This window comes from Staphylococcus sp. HMSC062A01 (assembly GCF_001836805.1).
In the GTDB taxonomy this organism is placed as follows: Bacteria; Bacillota; Bacilli; order Staphylococcales; family Staphylococcaceae; genus Staphylococcus; species Staphylococcus haemolyticus.
This window is the reverse complement of sequence record NZ_KV830603.1, coordinates 78,862-100,489: the sequence shown is the minus strand read 5'-3', so window position 1 is coordinate 100,489 and position 21,628 is coordinate 78,862. Positions and strand designations below refer to the sequence as shown.

General features: G+C 32.5%; 19 protein-coding genes. 1 reads left to right on the top strand and 18 read right to left on the bottom strand.

Annotated features, from left to right (window positions below; translation table 11 throughout):
• Window positions 1-260: 260 nt before the first annotated feature.
• From glnA to hflX, 4 genes are all read right to left on the bottom strand, one after another.
• A complete protein-coding gene (gene glnA / locus HMPREF2715_RS02645; protein WP_070439935.1) occupies window positions 261-1,601 on the bottom strand; it encodes a type I glutamate--ammonia ligase in 1,341 nt (446 codons plus the stop codon).
• A gap of 20 nt (window positions 1,602-1,621) precedes the next feature.
• A complete protein-coding gene (locus HMPREF2715_RS02640; protein ID WP_011275891.1) occupies window positions 1,622-1,987 on the bottom strand; it encodes a MerR family transcriptional regulator in 366 nt (121 codons plus the stop codon).
• Window positions 1,988-2,189: 202 nt separating this feature from the next.
• A complete protein-coding gene (locus HMPREF2715_RS02635; protein ID WP_070439937.1) occupies window positions 2,190-3,428 on the bottom strand; it encodes a methionine gamma-lyase family protein in 1,239 nt (412 codons plus the stop codon).
• 19 nt (window positions 3,429-3,447) lie between these two features.
• The gene (gene hflX / locus HMPREF2715_RS02630; RefSeq protein ID WP_070581172.1) at window positions 3,448-4,686 is read right to left on the bottom strand and encodes a GTPase HflX; all 1,239 of its coding nucleotides are present in this window, start codon (window positions 4,684-4,686) and stop codon (window positions 3,448-3,450) included.
• Between the two features lie 109 nt (window positions 4,687-4,795).
• On the opposite strand from hflX, the gene HMPREF2715_RS02625 reads away from it, so the two are divergent.
• On the top strand, window positions 4,796-5,272 hold the full coding sequence (locus tag HMPREF2715_RS02625; protein ID WP_033079986.1) for a glutathione peroxidase: 477 nt from the start codon (window positions 4,796-4,798) through the stop codon (window positions 5,270-5,272).
• A 192-nt stretch (window positions 5,273-5,464) separates the two neighbouring features.
• Here HMPREF2715_RS02625 and hfq read toward each other — a convergent pair whose 3' ends face one another.
• The 14 genes from hfq to HMPREF2715_RS02555 all read right to left on the bottom strand — a co-directional run bounded on the left by hfq (window position 5,465) and on the right by HMPREF2715_RS02555 (window position 21,569).
• Window positions 5,465-5,707, bottom strand: coding sequence for an RNA chaperone Hfq (gene hfq / locus HMPREF2715_RS02620; RefSeq protein WP_070439942.1), 243 nt, complete (start codon window positions 5,705-5,707; stop codon window positions 5,465-5,467).
• Entirely contained in the window at window positions 5,667-6,659 is a 993-nt protein-coding gene (miaA, locus tag HMPREF2715_RS02615; RefSeq protein ID WP_070581171.1) for a tRNA (adenosine(37)-N6)-dimethylallyltransferase MiaA, read from the bottom strand. The genes hfq and miaA overlap by 41 nt, the downstream gene beginning before the upstream one ends.
• A 10-nt stretch (window positions 6,660-6,669) precedes the next feature.
• The gene (locus HMPREF2715_RS02610; RefSeq protein ID WP_070439946.1) at window positions 6,670-7,599 is read right to left on the bottom strand and encodes an alpha/beta fold hydrolase; all 930 of its coding nucleotides are present in this window, start codon (window positions 7,597-7,599) and stop codon (window positions 6,670-6,672) included.
• Window positions 7,600-7,891: 292 nt separating this feature from the next.
• Window positions 7,892-9,565 carry a glycerol-3-phosphate dehydrogenase/oxidase gene (locus HMPREF2715_RS02605; protein ID WP_070678548.1) on the bottom strand — a complete coding sequence of 558 codons (1,674 nt, stop codon included), beginning with the start codon at window positions 9,563-9,565 and terminating at the stop codon, window positions 7,892-7,894.
• A gap of 151 nt (window positions 9,566-9,716) precedes the next feature.
• Window positions 9,717-11,216, bottom strand: a complete 1,500-nt coding sequence (gene glpK / locus HMPREF2715_RS02600) for a glycerol kinase GlpK (RefSeq protein ID WP_070439950.1) — start codon at window positions 11,214-11,216, stop codon at window positions 9,717-9,719.
• Between the two features lie 126 nt (window positions 11,217-11,342).
• The gene (locus tag HMPREF2715_RS02595) at window positions 11,343-12,161 is read right to left on the bottom strand and encodes an MIP/aquaporin family protein (protein ID WP_011275900.1); all 819 of its coding nucleotides are present in this window, start codon (window positions 12,159-12,161) and stop codon (window positions 11,343-11,345) included.
• Between the two features lie 227 nt (window positions 12,162-12,388).
• A complete protein-coding gene (locus tag HMPREF2715_RS02590; RefSeq protein WP_037558038.1) occupies window positions 12,389-12,922 on the bottom strand; it encodes a glycerol-3-phosphate responsive antiterminator in 534 nt (177 codons plus the stop codon).
• A gap of 15 nt (window positions 12,923-12,937) precedes the next feature.
• The gene (mutL, locus tag HMPREF2715_RS02585) at window positions 12,938-14,950 is read right to left on the bottom strand and encodes a DNA mismatch repair endonuclease MutL (RefSeq protein WP_070439954.1); all 2,013 of its coding nucleotides are present in this window, start codon (window positions 14,948-14,950) and stop codon (window positions 12,938-12,940) included.
• A 12-nt stretch (window positions 14,951-14,962) separates the two neighbouring features.
• Window positions 14,963-17,614, bottom strand: a complete 2,652-nt coding sequence (gene mutS, locus HMPREF2715_RS02580; protein ID WP_070581169.1) for a DNA mismatch repair protein MutS — start codon at window positions 17,612-17,614, stop codon at window positions 14,963-14,965.
• Window positions 17,615-17,880: 266 nt separating this feature from the next.
• Window positions 17,881-18,372, bottom strand: coding sequence for an energy coupling factor transporter S component ThiW (gene thiW, locus HMPREF2715_RS02575; RefSeq protein ID WP_011275904.1), 492 nt, complete (start codon window positions 18,370-18,372; stop codon window positions 17,881-17,883).
• Between the two features lie 21 nt (window positions 18,373-18,393).
• Window positions 18,394-18,759 (bottom strand): YlbF/YmcA family competence regulator, encoded by a 366-nt coding sequence (locus HMPREF2715_RS02570; RefSeq protein ID WP_070442360.1) that lies wholly within the window; start codon window positions 18,757-18,759, stop codon window positions 18,394-18,396.
• Entirely contained in the window at window positions 18,760-20,304 is a 1,545-nt protein-coding gene (miaB, locus tag HMPREF2715_RS02565) for a tRNA (N6-isopentenyl adenosine(37)-C2)-methylthiotransferase MiaB (RefSeq protein ID WP_070839267.1), read from the bottom strand. It abuts the gene before it with no gap.
• A 296-nt stretch (window positions 20,305-20,600) separates the two neighbouring features.
• Window positions 20,601-20,897: a thiamine-binding protein gene (locus tag HMPREF2715_RS02560; RefSeq protein ID WP_011275907.1), complete on the bottom strand. Its 297-nt coding sequence runs from the start codon at window positions 20,895-20,897 to the stop codon at window positions 20,601-20,603.
• Between the two features lie 60 nt (window positions 20,898-20,957).
• On the bottom strand, window positions 20,958-21,569 hold the full coding sequence (locus HMPREF2715_RS02555; protein WP_070442354.1) for a poly-gamma-glutamate hydrolase family protein: 612 nt from the start codon (window positions 21,567-21,569) through the stop codon (window positions 20,958-20,960).
• Between the last annotated feature and the right edge of the window lie 59 nt (window positions 21,570-21,628).

The window sequence follows — 21,628 nt, the reverse complement described above, 5'->3', positions numbered from 1 at the left end:
ATGGTTTTTAGTCATCAGTCCAATTTATTATAGACCCTAAAAAGTATAGTCATTTAACAAACAATGAATGATGATGCTAAAGAAAATTTTGAGAAGTATATTAAGAATGTATTTTAAAGTGTACTTGACCAAAATTTGACCAATTTTAATTTCTTCACAAAAATGGTCAAGTAAATTTAACTTTTCAAACATAAAAAAGAAGCTAAGGCAAGTGCCTTAACTCCTTGTATCCCTAAGTCTTTCCCCTTTTTGCTTAGCGATTAGTATTGTTTCATGTATTGATCGCGTTCCCATTCAGACACTTGAGTTCTATAATAATCCCATTCAATTGATTTAGAGTTAATAAATTGGTTGTAAATGTGATTACCTAACGCTTTTTTAACTGTGTCATTTTCGCGCATAGCTTTTAATGCAGTGTAAAGTGTTGAAGGTAAATCTTGGATACCTACAGCTTCACGTTCTTCACGGTTCATTTCATAAATATTTTGGTTGACTGGTTCTGGGACTTTAGTTTTGTTCTTAATACCATCCAAACCAGCTTGTAGGATTGTTGCTAATGCCATGTAAGGGTTAGCAGCTGGGTCAACTGAACGTACTTCAATACGAGTTGATAAACCTCTTGAAGTAGGTACACGTACTAATGGAGAACGGTTTTTACCACTCCAAGCAATGTAACATGGCGCTTCGTAACCAGGTACTAAACGCTTATATGAATTAACTAATGGGTTACATACTGCTGTAAATCCACGTGCATTATTTAAGATGCCCGCAGTAAAGTGATAAGCATCTTCAGTTAATTGGTCTTTACCGTTTGGATCAAAGAATGCATTTTCTTTCCCTTTGAATAAAGATACGTTGAAGTGCATACCACTTCCATTTACACCAAATAATGGTTTTGGCATAAATGTCGCATGTAAATTATGTTTACGTGCAATTGTTTTAACAACTAATTTAAATGTTTGAATGTTGTCACATGCTGAAATTGCATCTGCATATTTGAAGTCAATTTCGTGTTGACCTGGTGCTACTTCATGGTGACTTGCTTCGATATCAAAGCCCATATCTTCTAATTCAAGGACGATGTCACGACGACAATTTTCACCTAAGTCAGTTGGTGCTAAGTCGAAGTAACCACCATTATCATTTAATTCTAATGTTGGTTCACCTTTTTCATCTAATTTGAATAAGAAGAACTCTGGTTCAGGCCCTAAGTTGAAATCTGTATAGCCCATATCTTCCATTTCTTTCAACACACGTTTTAGGTTGTTACGTGGATCACCAGCAAATGGTTCACCGTCAGTAGTATAAACATCACAAATTAAACGAGCTACTTTACCTTGACCGGCAGTCCATGGGAAGATAACCCAAGTATCTAAATCTGGGCATAAATACATGTCAGATTCTTCGATACGTACGAAACCTTCGATTGAAGAACCATCAAACATCATTTCATTATCTAACACTTTTTCTAATTGGCTTACTGGAACTTCAACATTTTTAATTGTGCCTAAGATATCAGTGAATTGTAATCTTAGATATCTTACGTTTTCTTCTTTTGCAAATTTACGAATGTCATCTTTACTAAATGTACGTTTAGGCATGGTAGAAATCCTCCAAAAATTTATTTAATAAACCGTGATAAATCGCCACGATTTATTGGCAAAGCTTCACCAGGTGGTTTCTGCGTTGCGTCTACAATCATTCTTTTTCTAATCTCTTGCTCATCTGATGTTAAATGCCCTTGATTATTAGTTATGATTTGTTTAATTCCTTTAAGGTTAAATCCCTTCTCAATCAAAGATTTAATTTCGAGGAGACGTTCTAAATCATTTAACGAGAATAATCGCTTATTTCCTTCTGTACGCTCGGGCATGACAAGTTCATGTGTTTCATAGTAGCGGATTTGTCTTGCAGTAAGTTCTGTTAATTTACAAACAACACTCATAGAGAACACGGCCATATTACGTCTGATTTTATCGTTAGACATTAATAACCTCACCTCTACTTTTGAACTTGATACTAATTTAGCATAGTTTAAAGCGTATTACAAAAATATGTCAGGTTTTCTTACATGTGATTTCAAAAGCTATATTTAATTGTAATTACAAGGTCTTTTATACCAGGTAATTTATATTGAATTATAAATTTTTCAAAAAATCCCTACTCAATTCAAGTAGGGATACATTTTTCTATATCAAGTTTTGTTCTTTTAAATAAGTAACTGCACGTGTAACAGCTAATTTAACATGTTCATATGTTAATCCGCCTTGTACATAAGCTTCATACGGTGGTCTAATAGGTCCATCTGCAGACAATTCAATTGAAGACCCTTGAACAAAAGTACCGGCTGCCATAATGACATCATCTTCATAACCAGGCATATAGCTTGGTTCTGGACTAAAATGAGCATTAATTGGTGAAGCATGTTGAATACTTTGGCAAAATGCTATCATTTGTTCTTTAGTATCAAATTGGACAGTTTGTATTAAATCAGTACGTTTAACATTATATTTAGGAACTGTTTTCATTTTCATTTTTTCAAGGAGTAAGCTTGTAAATAATGCACCTTTCAAACTTTGACTAACTACGTGTGGTGCTAGGAAGAATCCTTGATACATTTCTTGTAATGAATATAAAGAAGCGCCGGCCTCTTTACCGATACCAGGAGCTGTTAATCGATAACCACAACGTTCGATTAAATCTTTACGTCCGGCTATATAACCACCAATCTTAGCTAGACCACCGCCTGGGTTCTTGATTAGTGAACCTGCTATCAGATCTGCACCAACTTCAATAGGTTCACGTTCCTCGACAAATTCTCCATAACAGTTATCTACAAAAACAGTGACGTTCGGATATTGTTTTTTAATTGCATGAATAGCTGATTCAATTTCGTCAATAGTGATTGAAGGTCTTTGGTCGTATCCTTTGGAACGTTGAATTGCCACTACTTTTGTTTTGTTTGAAATGGTTTCAATTGTAGTATTTATATCTATTTGTCCATCTTTTAAAGGGACTTCTTTAAATTCGACACCGTGTTCTTTCAAGCTTTCAATGCCATTTCCATTTACCCCTATAACTTCAAGCAACGTATCATATGGACTTCCAGTAATATATAATAATTCATCTCCGTATTTAAGTGTACTTTGAAGTGCTAGAGTAATCGCATGTGTACCAGAAATGATTTGCGGGCGCACAATAGCATCTTCAGCTTTAAAAGTATGTGCATAGATTTCTTCCAAATGGTCCCGACCAAAATCATCATATCCATATCCTGTACTTCCAACTAAATCACTCTCGGTAGCTTTAACGTAATGAAAAGCATTCAGAACTTTTTCCTGATTACTATATGCAATTTCTTCTATTTCTTTAAAATATGGTACCAACGTCTTCTCTACGTCTTTAACCATTGATGTAATATCTGACATTTTCATATACTTCCTTTTATCATTTTTTATATCCAGTAATGACGTAAGTTTCATTTTCAGCATCAAAATTCATTTCTTCTATGAGTGTATGCTGCTTTAAGAAATAAAGTCTATCTGCGTTTGTACTAGGGACAATCTCTTCATAGAAACTCAGTGTTGATTTAACTTGATCTATTAAAAATGCCTTTACTTTTAATTTATCTTCTTCATCACGGCTAGAGACAAAGATGGATGTAGACGCAGGTAATGGTTTATCATCACTATCACCACATTGATCCTTCTTATTAAATATAACCGCTTGTGGTATTTGATTCATATCTAAATCATTAATCAATTGATTTACTGTATCATATTGAGAACGGTATTCTGGATGGCTTGCGTCAACAACATGTAATAATAAATCTGCACCTTTTGCTTCTTCTAAAGTTGATTTGAAGGCGGCAATCAAGGTCGTTGGTAACTTTTGAATGAAACCTACAGTATCTGAAATAATTAAATTAAATCCATCATTTATTTGAATTTGACGTGTTTTAGGATCTAATGTTGCAAAGAGTAAATCTTTTTCAAAGGTTCCTTCGCCAGATAATACATTAAACCATGACGATTTCCCCGCATTCGTATAACCAACGAGTGCAATCTGAAAGACTTGATTTTGTTCACGTTTGCTACGATAACGTTCCCTGTGTTCCACTACAGTTTTTAATTGATGTTTAATTTCATTCATACGTGTTCGAATATGACGTCTGTCCATTTCTAACTTCGTTTCACCAGGACCACGTGTACCTATGCCACCACCTAGTCTTGATAAACTCTTACCATGTCCTTGAAGTCTTGGCAATAAATAATCTAATTGCGCTAATTCGACTTGTAATTTACCTTCGCGACTGCTAGCTCTTAAGGCAAATATTTCTAAAATCAATTGTGTTCTATCGATAATTTTAATGCCCAAATTATCATTTAATGTTTTTGATTGAGCGGTAGTTAACTCATCATTCGTTACTACGACGTCTATATCATGGAATTCAATAAAAGCTTTAAGTTCATCAATCTTACCTTTACCAACGTAATATTTATGATCGACTTGTTCTCTATTTTGAGTAACTTGTCCTTTAACATCTAGCTGACAAGTTAAAGATAGAGCTTCTAATTCTTCCATCGTTGAATCAAAATTAAATTCGTTATCATTTTGAGCATGTACACCGACTAATACAGCAGTTTCCAATTTTTTCTTTGTTTCATGAGTAATTTGCTGAGTCATGTTATACATCTCCTTCTTATATGTTTCTCAAATATTCTATCATAGTGTCTATGCAAAGACTATCCACTAAAATTATGTTACATTAAACTTATATCGAAAGGGTGATACTATGGAAAATATATATGATTTTGTTGTACAAAAGTCCAATGGTGAAGATTATAAATTAGAAGAATACAAAGGCAAAGTAATGCTAATCGTTAATACTGCTAGTGAATGTGGTTTCACGCCACAATTTGAAGGCTTACAAGCATTGTATGAAAAATACAAAGACCAAGGTTTTGTGATATTAGGTTTTCCATGTAATCAATTTGGTGGCCAAGAACCTGGTTCAGGTGCAGAAGCTAATCAAAACTGTAAAATTAATTACGGTGTGACTTTCCCTATCCATGAAAAAGTAGATGTCAAAGGTGAAAATCAACATCCTTTATTCCGCTACTTAACTGATGCAGCTAAAGGAATGTTAAGTGAAAAAATCAAATGGAACTTCACTAAATTCTTAGTTGATCGTGATGGTAACGTTGTAAGCCGTTTCTCACCTCAAAAGAAACCAGCACAAATCGAAAAAGATATTGAAAAATTATTATAGATATTGTTTTAATACAATAAAAAGCTTCATTATAGAGTGAAATAGCAACTCTATAATGAAGCTTTTTATATTACAAACATTCCTCTATTTGTCAAAAGTGCTAAAATTTGATGAGTTTATTACAAGTTACACTTTCATTAAGACCGTTGTCTACGCTCTTAAGAACTTGCAACGTTGCACTTTAATTACAACTTATTCTTCACTATTTACTGATTCTTCAGAATCTGAAATTTCAGTCTCTACAGTAAATGTGCTGATCGCATGTTTGTATATCAAATGTTGTTTACCTTGAGAAACTAAACTTACAACATATTTGTCAAAGTCTTCAATAACACCTTTCATTTGAAAGCCGTTTAAAAAGAAAACTGTAACTTCTGTTTGTTGTGATTTAAAGTTATCTAGTGCTTGATCTTGGATGTTGTGGTTTGCAATCATGTTTAGAACTCCTTTTATTTATTTGGGTTGTAATCTCATCTAACATCATTTGAAGTGGCATTGTCTCTCTATTAAACCATTGAACAGTCAATTTATTCTTGAACCATGTCAATTGTCGCTTAGCATATTGTCTAGAATGTTGTTTTAACGTTTCAACTGCTTGGTCTATTGATGACTCACCATTCACAACAGGTACCAGCTCTTTATAACCAATTGCTTGCATACTTTGAGTAGATTCATAACCCTGTTCTACTAGATTCTTCACTTCATTAAATAATCCGTGGCCCAACATAATATCTACACGTTTATTTATTCTTGAATATAATGTTTTGCGCGACATTTCAATCCCTATTAATAATGTATCATAATTTTCTGTAAATTGTTGTACTTTCTTGCGAGAACTTATAAGTTTTTTTGTATTTAAGTAATATTCAATCGCTCTAAGCACTCTTTTTCTATTATTTGGATGTATGTCTTTAGCAGATTGTGGATCAAATGTAGCTAAATAATCATGCACTTCTTGATTAGTTAATTGTTCTAATTTTTGTAATTGTAACTGTGTTTTCTGTTCAACTTCTTTTGAAACTGTCTCATCATCAAAAGGATAATCATATATTAACGATTGTATATATAACCCTGTTCCTCCTGCTATGATCGGTATCTTTCCTCTTGAAGTTATATCTTCTATTAGTGCTTGAGCTCGTAATTTGAAATCGTACACAGAAAATGAGTCATCTGGATTTAAAATATCAATCATATAATGAGGAATTCCATCCATCTCTTCATTAGTAACTTTAGCTGTACCAATGTCCATTTGTTTATAAACTTGCATGGAATCCCCACTAATGATTTCACCGTTAATTTGTTTAGCAAGTTCAATACTTAACTCTGTTTTACCTGATGCAGTTGGACCTACTATAACTACTAAAAACGGTTTATTGACGTTACTCAATAGTTATCCCTCACTTTATTTTTTTCTTTAACACTTGTTTTTGGATCCATTCAAACATATGACTCCAAATCATTTCTTTTTCATCTTCAAATAAAATTTCATGTCTTCTATTAGCATATAGTTGGACTGTTATATGATTTATTCCAGCACGTTTGAATTTCTTTCCTAATTTACGTATACCTTTCCCATAATCTCCAAATGGATCATCCTTACCAGAAATTAGAAGTATTGGTAATAGTTCATTCATTTTTTTAAGTTGATTATTATTAGCTGTACGTATCATATTCTTAACGGTTTGGTAAATTAATTGGTTTGACACTAAGAAACCAGTGTAATCATCCTTAACAAATTTTTTAATTTCATCGCGTTTAGATGATAGCCAATCACTACTTGTTTCAGGTTGGTCTATCTTTTTATTAAACGATTTATAAACAAATTGATTTACCCATTCTAGGCAACTGCGCTTCCCAAAAATTAAAGTTATTAATTTTAAAACGATGATGGCTGGAATCCCTTTATATTTTGGATATTGACCAGTACCAGTGAGAATTAAACCTTGCGCAATATCTGGATATTTCTCTACAAATAAACGCGCAATAATTGAGCCCATTGAATGTCCCAAAACGATATATGGAATATTGTTATCTGAACCGTGAAGTGTTTGAGCTATTTCATATGCATCTTGTGCAATGATATTCATTTCATCGTAATGACCTCTTTCGTTTTCATCAATATCAATACCATGCCCTCGATGATTATGTCGAATAACATCATATCCTTGATGTGTTAAAGCTTGCACAAGTGCTTCATATCGATCCATATGCTCAGCCATACCGTGAAAAATATGGACGACACCAAATGTTGCAATCTTAGCCTTATCTACTTTTACTTCAATCATAGTGCCGTCTTCAACGGTAATTTTGAATGATTGTTGACTCACGCATATGCCTCCTTGTGAAATTATAACTTAATCCTTAAAGCTTATATTCTTTTTAATATACCTTTCATTCTTAATGTTATCAAATTGTTAGACTCATTTTAACAACTAAAGCTTTATAACATAAAATTACTTTATTTTATAAAAAATGAACTGAGATGAGCTTCATATTTAAGCTCCCTCAGTTCAGATATTAACTGCGAATTTGAAGTTTAAAATTAATTTACTAGTTAGTTAGCAGTATCATATTTGAATTTAATCAAAAATGTTAAATTTCAAAACATAAATACTAAATTTATTTTAATACTGCAAGTTGTTCATTTCCACGAGTTGCTTCTTCAATTGCAACATTAATTTCTTTAGTAAATTCGTTTTGTTGACTTTGTGTATAATTTAGTAATTTAGCAAGTTCTTCAACAACTGCATCTTTATATTGTTTAACTTCATTCATATTGAAATAAAGTTTACCAGATCTGCGAATTAAGAAATCAGTTGGTTTAAACACCATTTCATTTTGTACACTATATACTAACTCAACGTACAATTCTAATGGTAAATTTAAATCTTTGTCTTGTGCAATTTGTGCGATGTTAAATAGTTTATCTACGTTAGAACCATATTTAGAAGCTAAACGTTTGGCAACTTCGGCTTGAAGTCCAATCGCTTTACCTTCTTCAACTTTGCGTTCCACGAAACTTTCAAAGTTAGCGCTACCACCTACATCACCACCAGAAATTGGTGTATGTTTTGTTTTACATTCAGCAAATGTCAATTTATATTCTTGTTTCAAGCGCTTAGCTAATAAATCTACGATTTCAAGCGCCATATGACGATAACCTGTTAATTTACCACCAGCGATTGTTAATAAGCCTGATTTACCTTCCCAAATTTCATCTTTACGTGAAATTTCAGAAGGGTCTTTTCCATCTTCTAAAATTAAAGGTCTAACTCCTGCCCAAGTTGATTCGATATCTTCATCTTTCACATTAACATCTGGGAACATATAGTTAATCGCATCAATTAGATAATCTCTATCTTCCTGTGTTGTTAAAGGTTTTGTTTTGTCATTATCATAGAAAGTATCTGTAGTTCCAACGTATGCTTTACCTTCACGTGGAATTGCAAAGATCATTCGACCATCTTTTTCAGTGTCAAAATAAACAGCTTGTCTTAATGGAAACTTAGATTGATCAATGACTACATGGACACCTTTAGTTAAACGTAATTGTTTATTGTTACGTGTATAATCTTTTTTACGAACTTCATCTACCCAAGGGCCTGCTGCATTAATAACTTTTTTAGCGTTAATTTCATACATTTCACCAGTAAGTTGATCTTGAACTTCAATACCTCTTACTTTTGATTTAGAATCGTAAATGAAATCTGTAGATTTCGTGTGATTTAAAATCTCTGCACCATTTTCTTCAGCACGTTTCATAACTTCAATTGTTAAACGTGCATCATCAGTACGGTATTCAACGTAATAACCGCCACCTTTAAGTCCATCTTTTTTTACCAATGGCTCTTTATTTAATGTTTGTTTTTTGCTTAACATTTTCTTGCGTTCATATTTTTTTACGCCTGCTAAACGATCATAAGCAGTTAAACCTAAATTAGTTGTGAATTTACCAAACGTTCCGCCTTTGTGCATTGGTAATAACATCCATTCAGGAGTAGTTACATGAGGGCCATTTTCATAAACAATCGCACGTTCTTTACCCGTTTCAGCTACAACTTTGATTTGAGCTTGTTTTAAATATCTTAAACCACCGTGAACAAGTTTAGTAGAACGAGAACTTGTACCTTGAGCAAAATCTTGCATTTCTACTAAAGCTACTTTCATTCCTCGTTGAGACGCATCTAATGCAATACCTGCACCTGTAATACCGCCACCTATAATAACGACATCGTATTCTTCATTTTGTAAATTTTTCTTAATCACTTCTCTATTTAATGTTGATAAAGCCATAAATATACCCCTCCGATATTTTATTTATGCGAAAAAGAGAGACCTATCCATACAGAATCAAACTGTATGTAACAGGTCTCTCAAATCTCGACTGATGTATTAACTTAATTTAATCATATCACACTTCAATAAACTAAGCCATGTTTAGAGATTAATCTTCCAATTTAAAGACCTGAGTAGCTTCAACTGCTTTTTTCCAACCTTTATACAACTTAGTTCTGTCTTCTTCAGACATCTGTGGTGTAAATTCTGTTTCTAATTGCCATCTATTTGCTATTTCATCTTTACTATCCCAGAAACCAACAGCTAATCCTGCTAAATAAGCTGCACCTAATGCTGTCGTTTCTTGTATTTCAGGGCGTTCTACAGCAGTATTTACAATATCAGCTTGGAATTGCATGATAAAGTTATTTTTAACTGCGCCACCGTCAACACGTAAATTGTTCACTTCAATCTTAGAGTCTTTAGACATAGCTTCCATAACATCACGAGTTTGATAGCATAAAGATTCTAAAGTCGCACGAATAAAGTGTTCTTTTTCAGTACCGCGACTTAAACCAAATATAGCACCTCTAGCTTCTGAATCCCAATAAGGTGTACCTAATCCTACAAATGCTGGTACGAAGTAAACATTATCTGTAGAATCAACACGTGTAGCATAATTCTCTGATTGAGGTGCAGAATTTATAATTCTTAATCCATCACGTAACCATTGAATTGCTGAACCTGAAACAAAGATAGAACCCTCAAGTGCATAATTGACTTTACCGTCTAAGCCGTATGCAATAGTAGTTAACAACCCACTTTCAGATTTAACTGGGGCTTCACCAGTATTCATTAACATAAAGCCGCCTGTACCATAAGTATTTTTAACATCTCCACGTTCGAAACAAGCTTGTCCAAATAGTGCTGCTTGTTGGTCACCAGCAATACCTGAAATCGGTACCTCTTGACCGAAGAAATGATAATCTTTAGTGTGAGCGTAAATTTCACTAGATTCTTTAACTTCCGGTAATAATTGTTTAGGTACATTTAATAAATCAAGTAGCTCATCATCCCATTTTAAATCGTAAATATTATACATTAAAGTACGACTAGCATTTGAATAATCTGTAATATGTGCTTCTCCACCAGATAACTTCCAAACTAGCCATGTATCAATTGTACCGAATAATAAATCACCATTTTCAGCTTTTTCTCTAGCTCCATCAACATTATCAAGAATCCATTTAACTTTTGTACCAGCGAAGTAAGGATCTAACAATAATCCAGTTTTATTGCGGAATGTTTCTTCATGACCTTGTTCCTTTAATTCATGACAAATTGATTGTGTTTGACGGGATTGCCAAACAATTGCATGGTATATTGGACGTCCAGTATTTTTATCCCAAATAACTGTAGTTTCACGTTGGTTGGTAATTCCAATACCCTCAATTTGGTCAGCATTAATTTCATTTTCATTTAATACTTCAGTCATAACTGCTAATACTGAAGTCCAAATTTCATTAGCATCGTGCTCTACCCAACCTGATTTAGGGAAGTATTGCTTAAATTCTCTTTGTGCAACACCTTTAATATCGCCTTCTTTATCAAATAGAATGGCTCTTGAACTTGTTGTTCCTTGGTCAATCGACATGATGTATTTTTCCATAAATTTTCTCCCTTTCTGATATGTGAATAAAAACATTTATTTTTTAATTTTGAATAATAAGGAAGTGTACTATATGTATAGCACTTTTCCAAAAAAATTAACCACTAATTTAAGATATTTATTAAATTAATAAATAGACTCAATATCATTTGATTTATTAGATTTGTTTAAAACTAAACCTAATACTAATGTTGCTATTACTAGTAAAATACCTACCGCACAAATTAAATCAAATTGACCTTTATAAAATACTTTATAAATAACTGCTCCAAGCATACCTCCAGCTATAGGTCCTAATACAGGTACTATCGCGTATCCCCAATTAGAACCACCTTTACCTGCAATTGGTAATATAGCATGAGCGATTCTTGGTCCTAAATCACGTGCTGGATTAATTGCATATCCAGTCGGACCACCTAAGCTTAAGCCAATAGCCACGATTAAGCCACCAACAATAAGTGGATTCATTCCATCTGCAATTTTATTTACACCGATAAATAAGATACCTAAACATAAGATTGCTGTACCAATAATCTCACTTAAAAAGTTTGCAAAATAATTCTTAATAGCAGGTGCTGTAGAGAATACACCTAACTTTGCACCCTGATCTTCAGTTGCCTTCCAATGTGGTAAATACATTAACCAAACTAATACACCGCCAAAGATACCTCCAAGCATTTGACAGATAATATAGCCAGGTACTTGAGCCCAACTAAAACTTCCATCCATCGCTAAAGCAATTGAAACCGCTGGATTTAAATGTGCACCTGAAAATTTACCAACTGCGTAAGCGCCCATTGACACGGCTAATCCCCAACCTGCTGCAATTACTATCCAATCAGAATCCTGTCCAGCACTTCGCTTTAAATTGACGTTGGCACAAACGCCACCACCGAAAAGGATAAGAATAGCAGTACCAATAAATTCTGCTAAATATACATTCATGACGAATCCTCCTATAAGACAAAAAGATTCCTACAAAAGCGCTAATAAAGGCATTGCAGAAATCTCTTCGTCTCTTAATCTAATATTAACTTGTTTAAATAATACAAAAAGTTTGTAAGCGTTGTCAATACTTTTGTTAAAAATTTGTCACATTTAAATTGTTTGAAAAATTGTTATGATCGTTTTTTTAAGATTTTAAATTACAGCAAAATTGTTTACGATGATATCTACCATAATAAACGATTGCTTGTTGTAACGTAACTTGCCCCGCTATCAAGTGCTTGAACAATTTCACTTTCTTCATTAATTAAACCACCTGCTATAACTTTTGAAGGGGTTTCTTCATCAATAATTTTAACTATTTTATGTGCAATCCCAGGTAATACTTCAACGAAATCTGGTTCAACCTTCTTAATTAAGTTGATGCTTCTACTTAATGCTTGGCTGTCTATAATAAACACCCTAAAAATCGTTAACTTATTTAACGATTTAGCCTTCTGAATTACTTTAGATTTGGTAGAAACGATCCCTTTAGGATTATAAGTTTGAATTATATACTCACAAGCAAATTCATCGACAGCCATTCCTTTAATTAAATCAATATGAATATAAGTTTCAATTTGATTCGCTTTAAGCAAAGCCATAACACTTTTCAAATGACCGATATGCATATCTAATAATACGCACATCTTATAATCTGTTTTTATTAATTTCTCTAAATCTTTCATGTTGCGTATCGCTGGTAAAACATATTCCTTCATGCGGCATTTTCCTCTCTACATTACACGTTTAAATAGTTTTTCAAGTTCATAATTTGAGAAATTGATAATTATAGGTCTGCCATGAGGACAAGTGAATGGATCTTCTGCTTCACGTAACTGATCTATCAAATCCGCCATTTCATTATTTTTTAAATAATGATTTGCTTTTATTGATTTTTTGCAACTCATCATGATGGCAGCATCTTCACGCATTTTTTTAACATTTACTTTTTTATCGTTTAATACTAACTCAACCATATCTTGAATAATTTCTTCAGCTTCAGCTTTTGGGAACCAAACTGGGTAACTATTAACGATATAATCATGACCGCCAAAGTGCTCTAAATGAACACCCACTTTGTCTAATTCATCTTGATATTGATCAATAATCATTTGTTCATCTTTTGAAAAGTGGAATGTTAGGGGTATTAATAAATCTTGAACTTCATTAGTCACTTCGCCAATTTTTTCTCTAAAATATTCATATTTGATACGTTCTTGTGCAGCATGCTGATCTATCATAAACATGCCATTCTCATTTTGAGCAATAATATAAGTGCCATGCACTTGTCCTACGACTTCCATATATGGAACGCGTCGAGATGGTGTGTTACTCACTTTACCTTTAATATCATTATTATCTTGCTGACTGTATAATGTTTGATAAGATTTCGATGACGCTTCATCACTATTGTTTTGTTCAGTTACAACTTCTTCTGAATCGTTTGTAGATTCGTCATTTAATGATGATGCATCACCTTTGTCTAAATCATTCAAAATTTCTTTTTGAATTTGGAAGTAATCTTTGTCATCTGAACGTTTATTATTATGTACGAAGCTTTCCGTACTTTCATTAATTAACTCATTATTATCTAAATTTGGATTTTGTACTTCAGATTCACTCATATCATAATATTGAGAATTTGTTTTGTCTTGATTAGAGTTACGCTGCCTTCTTTCAAAGTCTAATTTTTGTTGTTCAAATTGATTTAAGACTTTATTTTTTTTAGGCGTTCTATCCAAATCGTTCTGTGGAATTAAAATTCTATCCTTGAATGCATAACGTATTTTCTCAACTATTAATTGATACAATTGCTCTTCCTTAGATAATCTGACTTCTAATTTAGTTGGATGGACGTTCACATCTACTAATATAGGATCCATTTCTATGTTTAAATAACATATCGGGTAGCGTCCTATTGTCAGTAATGTATGATAACCTTCAATAATAGCTTTATTTAGTACAAAATTTTTAATATATCTTCCATTTATAAAAATTGATATATAATGTTTGTTACTTCTTGAGTGTTCTGGCTTAGCCACAAAGCCCTCAAGGTGATAATCGCTTGTATCACCTTGAATGTGCACTAAATCTTTAGCTACTTTAATACCATAAATCTCTGCCATAACCTCATTTGTTTTACCTGAACCATTCGTTTTTAATAACGTTTTTCCATCAGATATTAATGAAATCCGTATATCAGGATGACTCATTGCCATCCGATTCACAATATCTGTAATTTTACCTAACTCTGTGTATAAGCTTTTAATATATTTTAAGCGAGCTGGTGTATTGTAGAAAAGTGATGAAACAGTAATATCTGTACCTTTTTTAGCTTTAGCAGGTTTACGACTTAAAATCTCTCCGTTTTCTGCATAGATTTCATATCCATTTTCTCTATCAGTGCAAGTTTTAAGTGTGACTTTAGCAACTGAAGATATACTTGCTAATGCCTCTCCACGAAATCCTAACGTTCTGATATGAAATAAATCGTCATCGTCATCTAATTTACTCGTGGCATGTCTATGAAACACTAAATCTAAATCATCTTGTTCTATTCCAGTACCATTATCTACTACTCTAATTGAGGATATACCTGATTGTTCTACCTCAATATTAATTTCTGTCGATTTAGCATCGATTGCATTTTCTAGCAATTCTTTCACAACTGAGCTTGGACGCTCTACTACTTCGCCTGCTGCTATTTTATTAGCTAAAGAGGTTTGTAGTTCTTTAATTTTGCCCATTTTCAAACACCTCTATCTCAATTGGTTTTGTAATTCACTTAGTTTTAGTAATGCTTCAATAGGCGTCATGTTTGATATATTAAGATTTTTAATCTGTTCCTCAATTTTACTAGTCATTGTTTCTGAATCAAATAAATCGAAAGACGCTTGCTCAAATTCATTCTCATTTGCATACTTTGTTGTTTGAGACTTTTTATCATTGTTATTTGCATTTTGTGCGTCATCATCTGCAAACCCTTCCACTGAGGCTGAATCTTTAAGAACAGTAATGTTAGAATACTCTTCATTATCAGAAGCCTTTTGACTTTGTTCAAAAGCATCTAATATAACTTGTGCACGGTTAATAACTTCATCTGGCAAGTTAGCTAGTTTCGCTACTTGAATACCATAACTATCATCTACAGCACCATCTTTTACTTTATGTAAGAAGATTAATTCACCTTGATATTCATCTGCAGCCACATGAACATTTTTAAGATTTGGTAGTTCTTGATCTAAAGTCGTAAGTTCATGATAGTGTGTTGAGAATAAAGTTTTCGCATGAGATGTTTGAGCAACATATTCAATCATTGCTTGAGCTAACGCTAGCCCATCATATGTTGAAGTTCCTCTACCAATTTCATCGAAGATTATTAAACTATCTTCTGTTGCGTAAGTTAATGCTTTTTGTGCTTCTAACATCTCTACCATAAATGTACTTTTTCCTGATACTAAATCATCTGCAGCACCTATACGAGTGAATATTTGATCAAATATTGGTAATTCTGCTTTATCACAAGGAACATAAGCTCCCATTTGAGCCATGATGCTTATGATTGCTACTTGTCTCATGTAAGTTGACTTACCAGACATGTTAGGACCAGTTATTAGATATATAAAGTTATCTTTATCTAATTTACAGTCATTAGGTACATAGTCATTGTAGTCCATCACACGTTCAACAACAGGATGGCGAGAGTTCTCTAAGCTTAGCGTTTTATTATCACTAAATTCAGGTTTAACATAGTTGTATTTTTGTGCAATTTCAGCAAAACTTTGTAGGCAGTCAAGTTCAGAAATGATTTTAGCCTGTTTTTGTAGTCTTTCAGTGTACGTTTTAATGTGTTCTCTTAGGCGAACAAATAGTTGATATTCAAGATCTACCGCTTTATCTTCTGCACCTAAAATAATATCTTCTTTTTCTTTCAATTCATCTGTAATGAAGCGTTCGGCATTGGACAATGTTTGTTTACGATGATAGCCAAATTTACTAGGTTCAAATCCTTGTAAATTTGCTCGTGTAATTTCTATAAAATAACCAAACACTTTGTTAAAACTAATTTTAAGAGATTTAATACCTGTACGCTCTCTTTCTTTAGCTTGTAATTGTGCTAACCAATCTTTTCCATTTTTAGAAGCTTCTAAGTATTCATCTAATTGTTTACTAAAGCCTTGTTTAAATAGACCACCATCCTTAATGGAAATAGGCGGTTCTTCGATTAAACTATCTTCTAACACTTGTAATAAGTCTTCTAATGGTTCAAGGGAACTAAATTGATATGATGCTACGTCATTCATACTTTCAAGTAAAGATTTAATATTAGGTATCTCTGAAATTGAATGTTTAAGTTGAATTAAATCACGCGCATTGACATTGCCATAACTGACACGGCCAACAAGTCTTTCTATATCATATACTTGATTTAAATATCCTCGTAATGTGTCTCTCTCAATAAAGTGATTCATGAATGATTCTACTACACTTAGTCTTTCTTCAATTCTTTCTTTATTGATTAATGGTCTGTCTATCCATTGCTTAAGGCGACGTGCTCCCATCGGCGTTTTAGTTTCATCCATTAACCATAAAAGTGTTCCTTTTTTAGATTTTAATCTAATACTTTCGGTTAATTCTAAATTTCTTTTAGCATAGTAGTCCATCTTCATAAAATCCACTGCAGCATACGTTATTGCAGTTTCTAAGTGAGACAAATCTCGTTTTTGAGTATGATAAACATAATCGAGTAATAGTTGTGTTGCTAGATACATATGATTATTAGTTAATTGATTCACTTCATAGCTTGCATCGGAAATAGATTCTCTAATTGTTATAGTTTCTGTAGTTAAATAGATTTGCTTTTTAAGATTTTCATCAATTTCTTGGTTAACAACGATTTCATTAGGATTAATAGTTACAATTTCATTAATCAATGTATCTTGATCTTCAATTTGAGTGGCTTTTAACTCTCCTGTAGAAATATCACAATAGCTAAGGGCGTAGTTACTATCTTGTTTAATGAAACTTAAAATGTAGTTATTTTGATTTTCATCCATACCACCTTGTTCCATGACTGTTCCAGGTGTTACAACTCTAACTACTTCACGTTTTACCATACCTTTAGTTTGTTTAGGATCTTCCATTTGTTCACAAATTGCTACTTTATAACCATTATTTATCAATGTTTCAATATAGCTATTAGCGGAATGATACGGAACGCCACACATAGGTATTGGATTCTCTTTTTTAGCATCTCTTTTAGTTAATGTAATTTCTAATACCCTTGACGCTTCTTTAGCATCTTCAAAAAACATTTCATAAAAATCGCCTAATCTGAAGAATAATAAGCAATCTTGATATTGCGATTTAATTTTTAAATATTGTTGCATCATCGGTGTCGTGTTAGACATATTTTCACAACCTTACTAATTTTTTCCGATTTATTACATGCTTTTAACTCATATATTTTAACATATGAAATGTTACAACGCTCGTGAGTTCATTTTATTGATGTTATTTATTTTTTAGAGTTTAGTTAAAAAATGATTCATCTTAATTTACAAATAAAAAAGATTATCACAACAAAATATAGAACACATACGTTTCATAAACGACTGTACTTTATTTTGGAATGATAATCTCAAATCAACTAAATCAATCTCTTATTTCCAAATTATTATTTTTTAAATCTATCTAGTAAACCTCTTTTTTTCAACATTATAAGTAAGAAATAACTAATAGCAGCTCCGATAAAACTTGAAATAATAAATGCTATCATTAAGGGTTTGACGAAGAAATCTTGCATACCTAAAACCCACGCCATTGGTATGCATAAAAGACTTCCTATAATGCCTGTACCAATTACTTCACCAACAGCAGCCATAAAGATATGTTTTCTATACATATAGAATACACTAGCCAATAGCACGCCAATCATACTTCCAGGAAATGCAAAAAAACTACCAGTACCAAATAAATTTCTTATGATTGATGAAATTAATGCTTGGGCTAAACCGTACCATGGCCCTACAAATACTGCACATAACACATTGATGAAATGTTGAACAGGTGCTGCTTTGACAGGACCTAAGGGTATGATAATAATACTGCTTAATACAACATTAGTGGCAATTAACAGTGCAGTAAGTGTCAATTTTCTATTGTTCATAGTGCTTATCCCTTTCTTCCATTAATCCTTATGTTCATCTTCATTATGTTCATTCAAACGATCTTCCATTGTGCTTATCATTAGTTGTAATAAATCATTTGCTTCATACTGAGCAGAACGAAATTCTTCCACTATTGGTAATTCATTAATTTCATGTTCTAGCGCTTCAATTTCATTTTCTGATTGTTGATAAGCATGTTGTTTCCCATAATTTTGAAAATTAACAGATTGCTTTTGTTGTTTTTTTAAGCGATTCATTTTACTTTCAATATTATGATTTTCATGAATTTGTTTCTCTATATTTTGATAAGATTTTATAAGATCTAAATTTTGAATTTTACTCGTGAGTTGATCGGCTTGTTTTAAAATATCATCTTTACTATACATTTAATTTGTCACCAATGGTGCATCGTTAAATTCTTTGAATGTACCATTTAATGAATATTGTTTTGTTTCATCAATTTCAACATTTACTAACTTACCGATTGCCTCACGTGGACCTTTAAAGTTAACTAACTTGTTCTTTTCGGTATAACCTGCTAAAACTGTATCATCTTTTTTACTTGAACCTTCACATAGAACAGTTACAGTTTTGCCTTCATATTGATTCATGGCTTTTTCTGAATAATGTCCTACTTTTTTATTTAAACGTTGTAATCGTTCTTTTTTAACGTCTTCAGGTACATTATCTTTCATTTTTGCGGCAGGTGTACCATCCCTTTGAGAGTATAAATACGTATAAGCGTGCTCAAATTGAACTTCGTCATATAGTGATAGTGTCTCTTCAAATTGTTCTTCAGTTTCGTTTGGATATCCAACAATGATATCAGTAGTTAAAGCTACATTAGGTATTGATTTTTTTATTCTATTAACTAGATCTAAATAACTTTCTCTTGTATATTTACGTCCCATAATTTTCAATACAGCATTATTTCCTGATTGCACGGGTAGATGGATATGAGGTACAATATTGCCACCTTTAGCTATTACTTCAATCATTCTATCTGTAAAATCCCATGGGTGACTAGTAGTAAAACGTACTCTTGGAATATCAATTTTGGAAATATCTTCTAATAAATCTCCTAATCCATACTCTAAATCCTTAATATCTTTACCATATGAGTTTACATTTTGACCAAGCAAAGTTATTTCTTTATAACCATCTCTCGCTAAACCGCGAACTTCTTCAATAATATCTTCTGGTCTACGACTGCGTTCTTTACCTCTAGTAAAGGGTACAATGCAATATGTACAGAATTTATTACAGCCATACATAATATTAACCCATGCTTTTGTACTACCTTCACGTACTTTAGGAAGGTTTTCAATAATGTCGCCTTCTTTAGACCAAACTTCGACAACCATTGCTTTAGATAGGTATGCTTCTTCTAAAATTTCAGGTAATTTGTGAATATTATGAGTTCCAAAAATCATATCCACATTTTGGTATGATTTAAGTATTTTATTTACTACTGACTCTTCTTGTGACATACATCCACATACACCAATTAATGCTTCTGGTCTATTCTTTTTTAAATGTTTTAAGTTACCAATTTCACTAAACACTTTATTTTCAGCGTTTTCACGAATCGCACATGTATTTATCAAAATAACGTCCGCTTCGTTGATATCTTCTGTGGCAGTATATCCTAAGGCTTGTAATATTCCTGCCATTACCTCAGTATCATGTGCATTCATTTGGCAGCCATATGTTTTTATTAAGAATGTGCGACCTTTGCCCATCCCTTCAAACTTGTCTTCTATATGAAAGTCACGATTATAATTTATATCTTGTTTTCCACGTTTACGTGCTTCTTTTAAACTAGGTGGTTGATAAATTTTTTCGAAATATTTACTATAATCTTTTTCTACTTTTCTATCGCGTTCATCAAGGATATTTATCGTACCAGCTTTTCTTTGTTCTTCGTTCACTTTAAAAAATTCCTTTCTATATGCCCTTATATCATTAGTTCATTATATTAAAATTAATAATAAAGTGCAAAAAGAGTTGAAATAGTTAATAAATTTGTCATTTAAAAAGTGGAATGGGGTGGGATAGAAATAATATTTTTACAATATTTATTTAGATATAATCTTAGCAAAGCAAGATTGACTAGCATTAAAAAAGCTTGTTATAGGTGTTTTTAGATCAGTCAACTACTGCCATTATAAAAAATATAGCCTAAGACACAGATTTATGTCTTAGGCTTATTTCATTTAACCTTTACTTACTCGTTATCATATTTTCCTGTTAACGTTTCAATTGTGATGCCAGCTGGTACATGGTAGAACTTAACTTGACTTATAATACTCGGACATTCTAATTCAACCATTCGTTCATGCAATTTTTGGATTAAAATTAAGCACTCGCTCATATCACCTTGAACTGTGGTCTCAAGCGGGCCAACTCTAAAATGCAATCCAGAATCATCAATAATTTTTATTGCCTCATCTACATAAGGTATAACGTCTTCATTGTTTGGCGTTTTCGGAACGATTTGAATACTCATTAATGTGTCTTGCATCAACAATCACCTCATTCAATATTATTACCTTAATTTTACCACGCCTTTATTTAACTTTCCTTAATTAATTGCCGAGTTAATTGCTTGGCCAAAATCATACATTTTATCATCCCAATTTGATTCATCCATTCTACTTTTACGATTAAACTTATTATTTTTAAATAAAGACTTTCTTAAACTAGATGTTAATTCTATTTGTACCCCAACTTCATTTTTGGTGCAATTAACTATATTATCATCTTGAACACCAGACATGTGACTCGGTGCTTCTTTAACTTCTACACCTATTTGATTTAATTCATTAGCAATACGCTCTTTTAATTGATTATCTTTACCACCGATATAAGCAACGTCTTCTTCACCAAGACATCCATGAATTGTCACAGCACGTTCACTAGATTTTACAAAGTTCATTGCGATATCATTATCATAGTTTATAGATGTCACATGCAATTCATTGTTTCCTTTTGTTCGAATACCGTTAAAGGCGAAATAATTAAATTGCCCTTCATTAGCAATGACCCTAGCAATTTCAGAAGTGGCTGGTTCAATTCCACCACCATGTATTGCCAAAATCGTTACGTCACTATCTCTATCTTCAGTAATTATCTCCCAATCCTCATTCTCAATTGTCTCATTTTGTAATTCTTTCATAGAATGATATTTATCCATTGTAAAAACCTCTCTTAAGTATAATGTTATTATTATTCTTTCCCATTTTATAAATTCTA

What these genes read in the sequence shown, in the direction of transcription:
- HMPREF2715_RS02635 (WP_070439937.1), bottom strand. Translation starts at nt 3,428, where the DNA reads ATGTCAGATATTACATCAATGGTTAAAGACGTAGAGAAGACGTTGGTA.
- HMPREF2715_RS02640 (WP_011275891.1), bottom strand. Translation starts at nt 1,987, where the DNA reads ATGTCTAACGATAAAATCAGACGTAATATGGCCGTGTTCTCTATGAGT.
- HMPREF2715_RS02605 (WP_070678548.1), bottom strand. Translation starts at nt 9,565, where the DNA reads ATGGCTTTATCAACATTAAATAGAGAAGTGATTAAGAAAAATTTACAA.
- HMPREF2715_RS02590 (WP_037558038.1), bottom strand. Translation starts at nt 12,922, where the DNA reads ATGAAGGAATATGTTTTACCAGCGATACGCAACATGAAAGATTTAGAG.
- thiW (WP_011275904.1), bottom strand. Translation starts at nt 18,372, where the DNA reads ATGAACAATAGAAAATTGACACTTACTGCACTGTTAATTGCCACTAAT.
- HMPREF2715_RS02595 (WP_011275900.1), bottom strand. Translation starts at nt 12,161, where the DNA reads ATGAATGTATATTTAGCAGAATTTATTGGTACTGCTATTCTTATCCTT.
- HMPREF2715_RS02560 (WP_011275907.1), bottom strand. Translation starts at nt 20,897, where the DNA reads ATGCAAGACACATTAATGAGTATTCAAATCGTTCCGAAAACGCCAAAC.
- hfq (WP_070439942.1), bottom strand. Translation starts at nt 5,707, where the DNA reads ATGATTGCAAACCACAACATCCAAGATCAAGCACTAGATAACTTTAAA.
- HMPREF2715_RS02625 (WP_033079986.1), top strand. Translation starts at nt 4,796, where the DNA reads ATGGAAAATATATATGATTTTGTTGTACAAAAGTCCAATGGTGAAGAT.
- glnA (WP_070439935.1), bottom strand. Translation starts at nt 1,601, where the DNA reads ATGCCTAAACGTACATTTAGTAAAGATGACATTCGTAAATTTGCAAAA.
- hflX (WP_070581172.1), bottom strand. Translation starts at nt 4,686, where the DNA reads ATGACTCAGCAAATTACTCATGAAACAAAGAAAAAATTGGAAACTGCT.
- mutS (WP_070581169.1), bottom strand. Translation starts at nt 17,614, where the DNA reads ATGTCTAACACGACACCGATGATGCAACAATATTTAAAAATTAAATCG.
- glpK (WP_070439950.1), bottom strand. Translation starts at nt 11,216, where the DNA reads ATGGAAAAATACATCATGTCGATTGACCAAGGAACAACAAGTTCAAGA.
- HMPREF2715_RS02555 (WP_070442354.1), bottom strand. Translation starts at nt 21,569, where the DNA reads ATGGATAAATATCATTCTATGAAAGAATTACAAAATGAGACAATTGAG.
- HMPREF2715_RS02570 (WP_070442360.1), bottom strand. Translation starts at nt 18,759, where the DNA reads ATGTATAGTAAAGATGATATTTTAAAACAAGCCGATCAACTCACGAGT.
- mutL (WP_070439954.1), bottom strand. Translation starts at nt 14,950, where the DNA reads ATGGGCAAAATTAAAGAACTACAAACCTCTTTAGCTAATAAAATAGCA.